The sequence below is a fragment of the Clostridium sp. FS41 genome (assembly GCF_000954015.1).
Taxonomy (GTDB): domain Bacteria; phylum Bacillota; class Clostridia; order Lachnospirales; family Lachnospiraceae; genus Enterocloster; species Enterocloster citroniae.
Genome location: NZ_JYHN01000040.1, coordinates 80,833 through 95,704 on the forward strand (window position 1 = coordinate 80,833; position 14,872 = coordinate 95,704).

Sequence of the window (14,872 nt, forward strand, 5' to 3'; positions counted from 1 at the left end):
ATGTCATATCTTTGCTATCAATTAAAAATCGAATCGGCGTTTAACCGCAACATTTACCGGATTATGGAGATCAGCGGAGACAGGACGTTTGCAGAGCTAAGCGACTGTATTTTAGATGCATTTGAATTCGACAAAGACCATTTGTATATGTTCAGTCTGAATCGAAAGGCTTATGATCCCAACGGAATCTATCATCCGATGGGAAAACAGGGGAAACGTGCGGACCGGGTTCGGCTGCAGGATGTAAATCCGGTTGTAAAAAATAAGTATCTATATTTATACGATTTTGGCGATGACTGGATGTTTTATATTACTGTAATGAAAGTCAATGAGACAGACTTGAAAATCCCGACTAAGATAACATTTAGACAGGGAGAACTCTGTCAATATCCGAACTGGGACGAGGATTGGGAAAACGAAGAAGATTGGGATGGTGAAGAGGACAGTTACGATGAGGGGGATTTTGGTGAGGATGGTTTTGCGGCAGCGGATGATTTGGCAATTACGCCGGTCTATGAAGATGACGTGGTTGTCAAAGAGAAGCTGATGTCAATACCGGCAATCCTTCAAAATATGTGGATTCGTCTTGTCAAGGAGGATCTTCCAATGGCTGGCGATGAAGAAATAGAGTTGCTGTATCGACTGGAGAAAGCCGGACTCGTTGAGGTGGACGAGAGTGAGACACATTTGTTTTTAAGGGTTAAGCGGGGAAAAGCAGATTATAAGGAGTATGGGATTTGGGATAATCTTCAGAAACGGTATGACCTTGAACATGTGATCGTAGCACTGGTGGGAATTTATGGAGTGGTTGAACAGGATATGCTCTATGTATTATTATGTCAGATAGAAAGCGTTTCCGGGTGTTCAAAGGAACTGTTTGAAGACATAATAAAAAAGCTTAATCATTGGAAGTTCTGGAATAATAAGATAGGGGCAGATGGAACCATTTACATAAGCTCTTTTTGCAGTGAAATCACAGAGGTGATTTTGCAAAGACGGAAGAAATATCCTGTAAAGCGGTACTGTACTTTGGATAAGGAAGCAGAAGATGCGCTTCTGGGAGGAAGCTGGAGAGGGGCCTGTCCGGTTTATGGAAAAACGTTTCACTATCTATTTTGGGAGAGACGATGGAGCCCGGAAGACACAGAAGCTTTATTGGAGCATTTAGTAAAATGTGTTGCCATGGGAGACACAGAACAGGAATATTTCACTTGGATTGATGGTGTAATGAAAGAAAATAACATGCCTTTAACAAAGGCCATGAGGAAAGTATTTCGCGAGTTTCGGAATGAACTTCCGTCTGCAGTGCTGAAGGGATATACATGGGGAGAATATGAGAAAGACGGCAGGAAGGATGGATACCATCAGTTGTCACTGTTTGAGGAGGAATTGCCGTTTTAGGAAGTGAGAGAAAATAAAGCCAACAGCCAATCTACATCAGAAAGGAGCCCCCATGAAATATCTGGCGCATATCAGTGAGGACAAACAACGGGAGCAGAGCATAAAAAGCCATTTAGAGGAAACAGCGCTTCTTGCAAAAGAATTTGCAGAAGAATTTGGCTATGGAGAATGGGGATATTTCTGTGGGCTGCTCCATGACATAGGGAAATATTCCACTAAATTCCAGGGGCGTATCATGGGAAGCGGCGAGAAGACGGACCATGCCACGGCAGGAGCGCAGTTGTGCCTGCGGTTAGGGAAAGAGAAAGGCAGTTATTATGTCGCACCGGCGTACTGTATTGCCGGCCATCATGCCGGTCTGCCGGATACAGGGACAAGTGCGGATACGGGAGATCGAGGGACCTTTGCAGGTAGAATGAAGAAGAGGGTAGAAGATTATGGGGCTTATCAGGAGGAGATTTCTATCCCTCCGCTCCCTCCTCCTGTTTTATCAGCGGCAGAAAAGAAAGATCTAACCTTTTCCATGAGCTTTTTAATCCGTATGCTGTATTCCTGCCTTGTAGATGCTGATTATCTCAATACAGAGGATTTTATGAAGGATGGCGAAACCAGCAGAATGACGGGAGAAACGATCCCGGTTCTTTTGGAAAAACTCAACCTCCATATAGCAAAATGGCTTGTTAATGATGATCAGGATACGATCAATGGGCGGAGGACAGAGATTCTCAAATCCTGTATCGAAAGGGGAAAGAAAAAGAAGGGGCTGTTTCGTCTGACTGTTCCCACCGGGGGAGGGAAGACGGTGGCATCGTTGGCATTTGCCCTGAACCATGCAGCGGAGCATGGAATGAAGCGTATCATCTACGTCATTCCGTATACCAGTATCATCGAGCAGAATGCAAAGGTGTTCAGTCATATTCTGGGAGAGGAAAATGTGCTGGAGCATCACAGCGGTATTGATTATGAAAGCACAGATGAACTGAAGTTGAAACAATTGGCAGCGGAAAATTGGGATCTGCCAATCGTTGTGACAACCAATGTCCAGTTTTTTGAGTCTCTGTTTTCCAACAAGTCCTCAAAATGCAGAAAATTGCATAATATTGCAAACAGCGTTATCATTTTTGATGAGGCGCAGATGCTGCCCAATGATTATCTTCGGCCATGTATTGCTTCGATGGAAGAGCTGATCCGCCATTATGAAAGCAGTATTGTACTGTGTACGGCAACCCAGCCATCGTTACAAAATTTTTTCCCAAAGGACATGCAGTATACAGAGCTGTGTCCACGCATGGAAGAGCAATTTCGGTTTTTTAAGAGAGCCATATTTAAGAATTTAGGGAAAATAACAGAGAATGAACTTATAGACAGGGTGAGGAACGAAAAACAGGCGCTGTGTATTTTGAATACAAAGAATAACGTACAAAAGCTGTATGAGAAAATAAAGGGGGAGGGAGTCTATCATCTTTCGACTTTCATGTATCCCCGTCACCGCCAGGAACGGCTGGAGACTATACGGGAGAGGTTAGCGGCGGGAGAAAAATGTATTGTAATTGCTACCAGTCTGGTGGAAGCCGGTGTGGACCTGGATTTTCAGACCGTATACAGGGAACTTGCCGGGGTGGATTCCATGATACAGGCAGCGGGCCGGTGCAACAGAGAGGGGAAGAGGGATGCCCTTGGCAGCTTTGCCTGCTATTTTCAGCTGGAGGAGTCGAGAATGGTTCCGGGACAGGAACAGCAGATCGATACGGCAAAACAGGTAATCCGAAGATATGAAGACATTGGTTCTCTTGACGCGGTGCAGGAGTATTTTACCAGACTGTATCAATTCAAAGGTGCTGCCCTGGATAAAAAGAATATCCTGGAGGAATTTCAAAAAGGCCGGTTTGCCTTTGCTACGGTGGGGAAAGAATTTAAACTGATCGAGCAGAATACAAAGACAATTCTGATTCCCGCCCAGGAACGTGCGAAAGAAATTGCAGAGGAATTGAAGTTTAAAGGGGCTTCCAAAAAACTGATTCGGGAAGCAGGAAAATACTGTGTCAATGTTTATGATAATTTGTTTCGGAAAATGTATGATGTAGGGATGTTTGTCGGCGTGTCGGAGGAGCTGAAGGAGGATTTCTTTGTTTTAAAAGACTGCAGCAATTATTCAGATGAGACAGGTTTACAGGTTAAGGTGGAGCTGGGAATGGATATCTGGTTATAGAATGTCGGCGAGAGCTGGAATAGGTCTGGCTTTTTCGGTGGATTCGTAAGAATATTTAGATAATAAAGCAAATTCACCGGGAAGGAAATGCTAATACGCAGATAAAAGATGATAGAACCCCAAAAATAAAAAATCCCATATAGAAAAACAGAAAATTGTATTGTAAAAAATTAGTTTATGGTATTATATAATTAGCATTCATACAAAGTGAAAGATATAATGAGAGATAAAAGAAAGTTAAACAGAAAGCTAAAAGAAAGATAGACAGAAAGCTAAAAGAAAGCTAAACAGAAAGTTAAAGGAAAGCTAAACAGAAAGCTAAAAGAAAGATAAAAATGAAGGGGAGGAAAGCGATGAGCCTGGGGGTCAGAGTAAAAGTCTGGGGGGATTATGCACTCTTTTCCCGCCCTGAGATGAAAGTGGAACGCTGCAGCTATGATATCATAACACCGTCTGCCGCCCGAGGTATTCTGGAAGCAATCTATTGGCATCCGGGCATGTCCTGGAAGATTGACAGTATCCATGTCATAAAACCGATCCAGTTTACTTCCATCCGGCGCAATGAGGTCAAAAGCAAGATTTCAGCTAATAACGTGCTATCCGTTTACAACGGCGCGAAAAAAGAACTGTTTATCAGCAGCAAGGAAGAGATTGTCCAGAGAGCTTCTCTGCTATTGAAGGATGTGGAGTATGTCATATCCGCCCATTTCGAGTTGACAGATCAAGCAAATGACAGCGATAATCCGGGAAAGTTCAAGGACATTATCATGAGGCGGTTAAGGCGTGGGGAATGTTATCATACACCTTATTTCGGCTGCCGGGAATTTCCGGCCAATTTCTGTCTCTGTGAGGAAGAAGTCCATGGAGCCTATGAGGTTGTGGACGATAAGGATTTGGGATTTATGCTTTACGATATGGACTATTCAAATCCGGAGGACATACAGCCCATGTTCTTCCGGGCCGTCATGCGCCGTGGGATTGTGGACCTGAAGGACTGCGAGGTGATTCGATGATATTGCAGGCATTGGTAAAGCACTATGAAACTTTGGCGGAACAGGGAAAGGTGTCGAGACAGGCCTGGTGCCGGGCAAAGGTAACCTATGCGTTGGATATTGATACAGACGGAAACCTGTTGGGAATTATTTCACTCAAGCAGGAAGAGGAACGCGGGAAAAAGACTGTCTGGGTACCGCAGATGGTTGAAGTGCCGGAAATGGCCGCCCGTTCTTCGGGAGTATCGGCAAACTTCCTGTGTGATAATTCCAAGTATTTGCTGGGGATCGACAATGACGGAAGCGGAAAACGTGTGTTAGAGTGTTTTCAGTCAGCTAGGGAAAAGCATGAGAGCGTTCTGGAGGAGGTACAGAGTGAGGCTGCCGTGGCGGTGAAACATTTCTTTAAGAATTGGGATCCCATGAAAGCAAAAGAACATCCGGAACTGCTTGAGAAGTGGGAGGATATCACGGCCGGTGGAAATCTTGTTTTTTATGTGGGAACAATGTATGCACATGAAGACCCGGATATACGAAATGCCTGGGAGAAGTCCCTTCAGGCGGAGGGAAGCGGGACGCAGGAGATTTGTCTTGTGACCGGAAAAAGAACGGAAATTTCCCGGATCCATACGGTGATCCGTGGGGTTCAGGGGGCACAGTCCAGTGGGGCTGCACTGGTGTCTTTTAATGCACCTTCCTTTGAATCCTACGGGAAAGCGCAGAGTTTTAATGCTCCGGTTGGCAAATATGCGATGTTTGCCTACACTACAGCGCTTAATTACCTGCTTTCACAGAGGAAATACATATTTATGCTGGGGGATACGACCATCCTTTTCTGGGCGGAGGATGGAGAGGAAATTTATCAGGATCTCTTTATGGGATCGATGGAGCCGACCGAAGATAACCAGGAAGTGCTGCGAGGCATTTTCTCCAATTTGCAAGAAGGACGGGGGATTGATGTAGATGGAGTTCAGGTTAATCCTGAACAGAAGTTCTACATACTGGGCCTGGCGCCCAATGCGGCGCGGTTGTCGGTAAGGTTCTTTTATCAGAATCATTTTGGGACAATCTTATCGAATATCAAAAATCATTATGAACAGATGGAAATTGTCAGACCAAACTGGGATAAAATAGAATTTCCGGGTGTCTGGAGGGTGCTTTTTGAGACGGTCAACCAGAAATCAAAGGAAAAGAAACCGCAGCCCAATATGGCGGCATCGGTGTTTGAAGCGGTTTTGTCCGGGAAAAAGTACCCGGAAAGTTTATATAGTAATGTAATGATACGGATTCGCGCGGAACAGGGGAGGATTACCAGGGGACGGGCGGCAATTATAAAAGCCTGTCTGATACGGAATCATGGTAAACAGTGGACAGAGGAGGGAAGCTTTGTGGGATTAAATGAACAGTGTAAGGATGTGGCTTATGTATTGGGACGGGAATTTGCAGTGTTGGAGGCCATTCAGGAAGACGCCAATCCGGGAATTAATGCGACCATTAAGGACCGGTACTTTAACTCGGCCTGTGCGGCGCCCGCGTCAGTGTTTCCTATTTTGTTAAAGCTGAAAAACAGTCACATAAGAAAAGTAGAGACCGGGAGACGGATTTTCTATGAAAAAATGCTCACAGGCCTGCAGGGGATGATTGAGGTGGAAAATGATCAGCCTGCGGCATTTCCACGCAGACTGTCTTTAGAAGAACAGGGCATGTTTATACTGGGATATTACCATCAGGTTCAGAAACGTTTCGAGAAAAAGGAGGAGAAGTAAATGAGTGAAGCGATTAAAAACAGGTATGAATTTGTCGTATTATTCGATGTGGAGAACGGAAATCCCAACGGAGACCCGGATGCGGGCAACATGCCGAGAATCGACCCGGAAAGCGGATATGGCCTGGTAACGGATGTGTGTTTAAAGAGAAAAATTCGCAATTATGTGGAGCTGGTTAAGGAAGAGGAAGAAGGATATCAGATCTATATCAAAGAGAATATCCCATTAAACAGGAGTGACAATAAGGCATTTGAGTATTTACATATTGACGAAACCAAAACGAAAGATTTGAAGAAAAACGATCCGGAAGCAGACAGGAAAATCAGAGATTTTATGTGTAAGAATTTCTTTGATATCCGGACATTTGGCGCGGTTATGACTACATTTGTAAAGGCTTCTTTAAACTGCGGCCAGGTAAGAGGGCCTGTGCAGCTTGGATTTGCCAGAAGTATTGATCCGATTGTGAGTCAGGAAGTGACAATTACCAGGGTGGCAATTACCACGGAAAAGGATGCGGGGAATAAGAGTACGGAAATGGGAAGGAAGAATATCGTACCCTATGGACTTTACAGAGTAGAGGGGTATATTTCCGCCAATCTCGCAAGGAAGGTAACCGGTTTTTCAGAAGAGGATCTGGAGCTTTTGTGGGAAGCAATTATTAATATGTTTGAACATGATCATTCGGCGGCAAGGGGGAAAATGGCAGTTCGGGAGCTGATTGTATTCAAACACAGCAAGGAACTGGGGGACTGTCCTGCCTATAAATTGTTTGAGGCTGTGGAAGTAACGAGGAAGGACGGGATCCTTTATCCGAGAAAGTATCAGGATTACGAGGTTATTGTTCATGAAGGGCAGATTCCGGAAACAGTGGAGGTAATAAGAAAGATATAGTGGAATACAGGGAAGAAGATTATTTGATGATTTCCGGCATCCAGCATTTCCGGTTTTGCCGCAGGCAGTGGGCTTTGATCCATATTGAGCAGCAATGGGCGGAAAATGTGCATACGGTTACAGGTGAGCTGATGCATAAAAATGCACATGATCCATTTCTGACGGAAAACCGGAAGGATGTACTGATTACCAGGGCGCTGCCTGTTTCCTCCCGGACGATGGGCGCAAGCGGAGAATGTGATGTAGTGGAGTTTCATCGGAGCGAAGACGGAGTGCATCTTCATGGACATCGTGGGCTATATAGCATTTTCCCCATTGAATATAAAAAGGGGAAGCCTAAAATTTCGGAGGAGGATATTCTGCAGCTCGCAGCTTTGACCATTTGTCTGGAAGAAATGTTTTCTGCGGTTATTCCGGAAGCGGCTGTTTTCTACGGTGAAACACGCCGCCGTGAAATGATAGAAATGACAGATGATTTGAGAAACAGAGTTCGGGATATGTTTCAGGAAATGCATCAGTACTATGAACGGCGTTATACTCCGAAGGTCAAATGGAGCAAGAGCTGTAATGGCTGTTCTCTGAAAGATATCTGTCTGCCGAAGCTGGGGAAAACCATGCCAGTGGGAGAATATATAAAACTGGCACTGGAGGAAGAAGGATGAAGAAACTACTGAATACTTTGTATGTAACATCGGATGACAGTTACCTTTCTTTAGACGGTGAAAATATTGTTGTTCTGGATCAGGAAAAAGAAATAGGGCGCCTTCCCCTTCATAATCTGGAGGGGATCGTCTCGTTCGGTTACCGTGGAACCAGTCCGGCTTTGATGGGAGCATGTGCGGATCGGAATATTTCTCTCTGCTTTGTAAGTCCGGGCGGCAGATTTCTGGCAAGGGTAACGGGGAGTGTAAAAGGAAACGTAGTATTGAGAGATAAGCAGTACCGGACGAGTATGGATGAAGATAGCAGTCTGGGGATCGCGAAAAATTGCATGATTGGAAAAGTATACAATGCAAGGTGGGTGATGGAGCGCTCGATCCGGGATCATAGTATGCAGATTGACGTAGAAAAAGTAAAACATGCTTCTCTGTTACTGAAGGATGCCGCACTTAGAATCCGTAACTGTGAATCAAAAGACAGCCTGCGTGGCTTTGAAGGCGAGGCCGCCAGCGTTTATTTCGGTGTATTTGATGAACTGATTCTGCAGCAGAAAAAGGATTTTGCCTTTTCCGGCAGAAATAGAAGGCCTCCGACTGATAATGTAAATGCAATGCTGTCTTTTGTCTATACACTGCTGACCAATCATATTGCATCTGCACTGGAAACCGTAGGTCTGGATCCTTATGTGGGAGTGCTTCATACAGAGCGCCCGGGGCGTGTATCCCTTGCGCTGGATCTGATAGAAGAGTTGCGGCCTGTTCTGGCGGACCGTTTTGTTCTTTCGATGATTAATAAGAAGATCGTTCAAAAAAAGGATTTTCTGAAAAAAGAAAATGGAGCTGTTCTAATGAAGGATGATGCACGGAAACGGTTCCTTACAGAGTGGCAGAACCGAAAAAAGGAAGAGCTGACGCATCCGTATTTACAGGAGAAAATAGAGTGGGGTATGGTTCCCTATGTTCAGGCAATGCTGCTGGCAAGGTATCTGCGGGGGGATTTGGATGCATATCCGCCATTTTTGTGGAAGTGAGGTCAGAGTTTGCTGGTATTGATTACATATGATGTGAATACAGAGACAGCAGGAGGAAAAGCGAGACTTAGAAAGGTCGCCAAGCAATGCGTTAACTACGGGCGGCGAGTTCAGAATTCGGTATTTGAGTGTATCCTGGACAATGCGCAGTGTGTGATGCTGAAGTCATTATTGACTGAAATTATTGATGAAGAGGTCGACAGCCTGAGATTCTATTATTTGGGAAATAAGTATAAAACAAAAGTAGAGCATGTGGGGGTTGATAAAGGAATTGCAGCAGATGAGACATTGTTTTTGTAGTGCGAATGTGAAGCACACATGAAAAGTACGGGGGATTCGCACTGGGAAAATTGCACAAAAGACGCTTGGTTTGGGAGGGAGAGGCGATGATTCTGCTGTGTGGTATTCAAAGGAATGTATAGATGATATAAAAGTGTGATTGTTTTGTGTTATGATATTGGATATATTTGCAGTCGTTCCCCTTGCGGGAACGTGGATTGAAATGCTGCAATACTCTGGTTAGTCGTCTTGGGGGTAGTCGTTCCCCTTGCGGGAACGTGGATTGAAATCTGTTTGCAAGCGCCTCCTGATACTCTGCCTCGGTCGTTCCCCTTGCGGGAACGTGGATTGAAATAAAAGTGGCTGAAGGGGGAAAGATTGCGACAAAAGGTCGTTCCCCTTGCGGGAACGTGGATTGAAATAGTATAATGTTTCCAGCTTTTAACATGGTTAAATGTCGTTCCCCTTGCGGGAACGTGGATTGAAATTTTAACAGTGACTGGCTACCAAAAGAAGACGAGGTCGTTCCCCTTGCGGGAACGTGGATTGAAATATCATCGCGTTTGCGCATTTCGTCAGTTACTTCTAGTCGTTCCCCTTGCGGGAACGTGGATTGAAATCTCTGGCACTGGCGAAATTAGAGATAACACCCAAGTCGTTCCCCTTGCGGGAACGTGGATTGAAATGCAGCAAGCTGGAAGAGGCTGCTATAAGTATTGGAGAGTCGTTCCCCTTGCGGGAACGTGGATTGAAATTGTCAGACTATTACCGGTTACTGCCCTCTCATTGTCGTTCCCCTTGCGGGAACGTGGATTGAAATATGTTTACCCCTTGGTTATTTCGTAATCTGTGCAGCATCGTTCCCCTTGCGGGAACGTGGATTGAAATATATGTTGGCTTTCGTTATATCACATATGGTGTGAGTCGTTCCCCCTGCGGGAACGTGGATTGAAATCCCCATCCCAGGCCAACGCAGCGCCCCATCCTGGTCGTTCCTCCTGCGGGAACGTGGATTGAAATATATATAATTTTGTACGTGTCATTCCGTGGGTTCATCGTTCCCCTTGCGGGAACGTGGGTTGAAATGCTCATCCAGGGTGACCTTGAAGCCATAACCATGTCGTTCCCCTTGCGGGAAACGTGGATTGAAATAGAATATTTTGGTTATGGAGTAGAGGGGAGAACTCAGTCGTTCCCCCTGCAGCAACGCAGATTGAAATCCCTTGACATTACGCCCAAATACGCATATAATAATTGTTCCCCTGCGGGAACGTGGATTGAAATAAAACTGATCGGGGGAGACTTGTCTACGGCGTTGGTCGTTCCCCTGCGGGAACATGGGTTAATATTGTAATATGACATCTATAAAAAGGTATATGGAAGATATTGATAGAGAAAGATATTAATAAAGAAAGATGTAAATAAAGAAGTATCTTTGCAAAGGGACACCTCAAAAAGCGGGGAGTACAATATTTTCGGCCTAAGAATATCCTTGACAGATTGGAGACAGCAGTATTCGTCTGTTTGAAGTCATCTAAGATGATAAAATATGCAGCGATTATGGTATTTGGAGGAAAAATGGAACAGTTATCTATATTTGAGTGTATAAATGGAACAGAAGAAAATGGAACCCTTTCCACGGATGAATTGGCTGCAATTCATCCACGGATGGTTTCGTTATTTAGCGGTTGCGGCGGATTGGATTGGGGATTTAAAGAGGCTGGATATGATATTGTTTATGCAAATGATTTTGATAAGGATGCACAGAGAGTGTATGAGGCAAATTTTGGCGAGATGGACGAAAGAAGTATCCTCGATGTACCGGCAGAGGAAGTGCCGGACTGCGATATTTTGACTGCAGGCTTTCCGTGTCAGCCTTTTTCAAATGCAGGGAACCGAAAAGGAGTGAACGACTCCAGAGGAAATCTGTATAAAGAGTGCTTGCGGATAATAGAAGCAAAAAAACCAAAAGTTGTAGTGTTTGAAAATGTCCGCGGATTGTTGTCAATCAAAGATGAAGAAGGAAGTTTATTGATTGATACGATTGTTAGAAATTTGGGAGACATTGGTGAAGGGTATCATGTAAATTATCAGCTTATTAACGCCAGTGATTACGGTGTGCCTCAAAACAGAGTAAGGGTTGTTGTGGTGGCATTTAGAAAAGATCTTGGGAAAACATTTGTTTTTCCTCCAAAACAACTAAAAGAAGGATTGAATGTGGGGAATTTACTTGATATTCCTGCTGATGTACCAAACCAGGTAGATTGGCCGTTTTCTCCGCAGGCATTAAATTTGATCCGGCATATTCCTGAAGGAGGATCATGGAAAAGTATTCCATATAGATATTTGCCGGACAGATTCCGCAGGATTGCAGACAATATGAAAAGGTATCATGCCCCCAATATGTATCGAAGATTTTCAAGAGATGAGATTGCAGGAACAATTACAGCGGCTGCTCAGCCGGAGAACTGCGGAATTATCCATCCTACTGAAAATAGACGATATAATGTAAGAGAAATAGCACGTATACAAACATTTCCTGACGAATTTGTGTTTTTCACCGAGGATCCTAAATCCGTTACAGGGATGTATAAGGTAATTGGCAATGCGGTACCGCCTACTTTAGCAAAAGTAATTGGTATGGAAATTAAAAGACAATTGGGTAATCAGTTCATGGATTAAAGGGGTGGTGGTTATGAAACTGCTTTATGTTTCTGAGGAAAGTATCGCATCTTGTATAGACTATTTCAAGCAATTGGATATCATATCCGGTGAACAACTGGGAATGTTCTTTTTTTTCAAGAGTATAGGGTTTGACGAGAAGAAGTATCGCGCATTTCCTAAAGTCAGTGGTATATCAGTTGAAGATAGAAAAGTATATTTGCAAAGTGTATATAAGCTTTCTGCATTGTACGACTATAACGCTGAAAGTGGAGAAAAGAAATGCTGCTTATTTCCGTTTTCAATCATTGATGAAATAGGCAAGAATAATTTGTTTAATCCAGGAACTGCCTTTAAAGGACTGTTAAGCCGTATGAGAGATACGGTTGACAATACATTGGTGGATGATTCAAAATTTTTGAGAAAGGATGATGCTGATCCTGATAAGTTCAAATTTCCAAGAAATTACATACGTCTGTTACTGTCTAATTTTCTGAACGGGAATAAGATATCACTTGTGTATTTTGCTGCGTGGTATTTTAGGTTTCGTGGTGTAGAAGCTCCTGATGAATGGATAAATGGGACTATAACCGAGGATATTTATAGAGGATATACAAGGGTATGTACTAAAATTCTGATACAGGAATTAAAACTAAATGAAGATGAGCTGAGCACTCTATTTTATTATGATGAAGATGAAATTCTGAAATTTTCGCTCACTCAGATAAGCGGAATCCAATTGAGAGATCATCTTCACTTTAGTAAAGACTACATTCCGGAAATTGCAAAATTACCAAGAGGAGGAAATGATTATATGGCGGTGATCAACGATATTGAAGTTGATAAGACACAGGAACTTGCCCAAACAACAGGAAATAATATAACGGCGGAAAGCTTAAAAGAACTGCTTTTAGCTACAAAACAAGTCATATTGTATGGTGCGCCCGGAACCAGTAAGTCTCATATTACTAATCAGATTAGAGGGGATTTTACCGGCTGTTCATTGGTACAATTCCACGCTAATTCAACATATGAGCAATTTATTGGCGGTGTTTCTATAGATGATGCAGGTAATTTTGTTTCTAAACCCGGAGTGTTCTTGGATTTTTGTGAGACGGCTCGATGCGATAAGGATCCGGGTCACAGATATCTGTTTATCATTGATGAGATAAATAGAGGAAATGTATCAAAGGTTTTTGGCGAAGCAATATTGACATTAGACAGAGAATATACGGCTGATCTTGCAAGTGATATTAAATGGAATGATAAAAAGATTAAGAAATTTTCAATTCCTGATAATGTTTATATTATTGCTACCATGAATTCAGCTGATAGAAGTATTGCACAGATTGACTATGCAATCAGAAGAAGATTTGCCTTTGTAAAATTTTATCCGAACTATGAGTTGATTTCTTCAATCTCGGATTGTTCATCCATGAAGGAGATTAAGCCAGACCTGTTATTGAAAAATATAAACAAAGGGATATTTAATGTTTTAAAAGATGAAAATATGCTTCTGGGACATGCATATTTTATTCCGAAATGGGCAATGGCCAATGGAAAAATAATGTGGACACCAGATGTATTAAAAATGCTGTTTAATTATTATATCATTCCTATTATTGAGGAATATACATATGGAAATACAAGATATTTAGCCAATATCTTGGGAATGAAATTACCCCAGAGAATTGATGATACAGACCAGTTTGTTCAAGAAATAAAAGCACAGTTTAAACTGGATTAATGCAGGAGGATGCCTATGGAATCAGATGTGGTTCACATTCCGCAAGGTAGCGTCCTTCGGCTTTTAGACGGCGAAAAGGAGTTTTTGCTAAAAGCATTTGAGCCTCGTGGGATTAGTACGGGATGTATAGATTCTCAACAAAATATAGTCAGCTTTCCCCAAGCCTATGTAGGATATATTAATCTGCCAACAAGAAGGATTATGATTGATCCCAAGCATAATGGTGTGAATCTTAGGCATATTATCAGGATATATTATTTTTTATATTCATCTGATTCATCGGATTTGGATGACCCAATATATGACGTAGATAGTGGCGGCACCTTTGATATCATTGAACTTTTTATTTCTGAGCTGGATAAAGTGGCAAAAAAGGGCTTACCGGTTGAATATAGGGAGGGAAGAGAAAATCTTCAGTATCTGAGAGGAAATATAAATGTAGTTCAAACTATGATGAATAAGCAATTGGGAAGACGGGATATTTTTGATTGTTCTTTTGATGAATTATCCAGGGATATTACGATAAATCAGGTATTGTATAAGGCATATAATAAAGCGATACGGATAATGGATATGGAAAAAGCAAGCCTGTTAAACAGGGACTTCGGAGATATTTCCGATATTTACCAGGTTCCCCAAATAACACTTAATACAAATACAATGTATTGTAAAAAGGCATTGACGTTAGCATATATGATATTGAATGATCTGTCTGTTTCCGATTATGGCAATCAAGCATATGGTCAGAATTTTCTGGTTAATTTTGATAGACTTTTTGAGGATTTTATTAAAAAGATTTTAGTTACATATTCCGGGGATTATAATTTTACTTATTGGGAATCAGAAAAACAGTATGCAGTGTGTTCCGGTGCTGATTATGATGATTATTTTAAATCATATATACCGGATATGCTTTATTTGTATCAGGAGAATGAAATGCCGATTTCCGCTTTTGGTATCTTAGATATGAAGAATAAAACATCCAAGCCTTTTAGCAATGCAGATGTATACCAAATGTTTTTTTATGCAAATGAATTACATAGTAAGCGTGTGATCTTATGTTACCCAGCTGGCAGAGAACAACAAAATGCTGTTCTGAAATTCAATAATGAAGATTTTTCATTAAAACAAATACATGGTGTTTATATAAATATTGCAGGTGACACATCAAAAGAATTTAAAGAGAATATAAATATGTTTATTGATAAGATTAAAGCGTTGATGTAAATGGAGAAA

11 protein-coding genes and 1 CRISPR repeat array are annotated in these 14,872 nt (G+C 42.4%); all 11 genes read left to right on the forward strand.

Annotation, left to right across the window (positions count from 1 at the left end; all coding sequences use genetic code 11):
• The 11 genes from CLFS41_RS06030 to CLFS41_RS06080 all read left to right on the forward strand — a co-directional run bounded on the left by CLFS41_RS06030 (position 1) and on the right by CLFS41_RS06080 (position 14,863).
• The gene (locus CLFS41_RS06030; protein WP_045091749.1) at positions 1–1,401 is read left to right on the forward strand and encodes a hypothetical protein; all 1,401 of its coding nucleotides are present in this window, start codon (positions 1–3) and stop codon (positions 1,399–1,401) included.
• 52 nt (positions 1,402–1,453) lie between these two features.
• Entirely contained in the window at positions 1,454–3,610 is a 2,157-nt protein-coding gene (locus tag CLFS41_RS06035; RefSeq protein WP_045091750.1) for a CRISPR-associated helicase/endonuclease Cas3, read from the forward strand.
• A 353-nt stretch (positions 3,611–3,963) separates the two neighbouring features.
• Positions 3,964–4,623, forward strand: coding sequence for a type I-C CRISPR-associated protein Cas5c (gene cas5c / locus CLFS41_RS06040; protein WP_045091751.1), 660 nt, complete (start codon positions 3,964–3,966; stop codon positions 4,621–4,623).
• The gene (cas8c, locus tag CLFS41_RS06045) at positions 4,620–6,368 is read left to right on the forward strand and encodes a type I-C CRISPR-associated protein Cas8c/Csd1 (RefSeq protein WP_045091752.1); all 1,749 of its coding nucleotides are present in this window, start codon (positions 4,620–4,622) and stop codon (positions 6,366–6,368) included. Before cas5c ends, cas8c begins: the two co-directional genes overlap by 4 nt.
• On the forward strand, positions 6,369–7,259 hold the full coding sequence (cas7c, locus tag CLFS41_RS06050; protein WP_045091753.1) for a type I-C CRISPR-associated protein Cas7/Csd2: 891 nt from the start codon (positions 6,369–6,371) through the stop codon (positions 7,257–7,259).
• Positions 7,259–7,921 (forward strand): CRISPR-associated protein Cas4, encoded by a 663-nt coding sequence (gene cas4 / locus CLFS41_RS06055; RefSeq protein WP_045091754.1) that lies wholly within the window; start codon positions 7,259–7,261, stop codon positions 7,919–7,921. The genes cas7c and cas4 overlap by 1 nt, the downstream gene beginning before the upstream one ends.
• On the forward strand, positions 7,918–8,949 hold the full coding sequence (gene cas1c / locus CLFS41_RS06060; protein ID WP_045091755.1) for a type I-C CRISPR-associated endonuclease Cas1c: 1,032 nt from the start codon (positions 7,918–7,920) through the stop codon (positions 8,947–8,949). Before cas4 ends, cas1c begins: the two co-directional genes overlap by 4 nt.
• Before the next feature lie 9 nt (positions 8,950–8,958).
• On the forward strand, positions 8,959–9,249 hold the full coding sequence (gene cas2, locus CLFS41_RS06065; RefSeq protein WP_007863407.1) for a CRISPR-associated endonuclease Cas2: 291 nt from the start codon (positions 8,959–8,961) through the stop codon (positions 9,247–9,249).
• Positions 9,250–9,421: 172 nt separating this feature from the next.
• Positions 9,422–10,577: a CRISPR direct-repeat array (repeat unit 31 nt; unit sequence TCGTTCCCCTTGCGGGAACGTGGATTGAAAT).
• 190 nt (positions 10,578–10,767) lie between these two features.
• Complete coding sequence (locus CLFS41_RS06070) at positions 10,768–11,910, forward strand: DNA cytosine methyltransferase (protein WP_242849235.1); 1,143 nt, start codon at positions 10,768–10,770, stop codon at positions 11,908–11,910.
• 13 nt (positions 11,911–11,923) lie between these two features.
• On the forward strand, positions 11,924–13,636 hold the full coding sequence (locus CLFS41_RS06075) for an AAA family ATPase (protein WP_045091756.1): 1,713 nt from the start codon (positions 11,924–11,926) through the stop codon (positions 13,634–13,636).
• Positions 13,637–13,651: 15 nt separating this feature from the next.
• Positions 13,652–14,863 (forward strand): hypothetical protein, encoded by a 1,212-nt coding sequence (locus tag CLFS41_RS06080; protein ID WP_161797481.1) that lies wholly within the window; start codon positions 13,652–13,654, stop codon positions 14,861–14,863.
• The last annotated feature ends 9 nt before the right edge of the window (positions 14,864–14,872 follow it).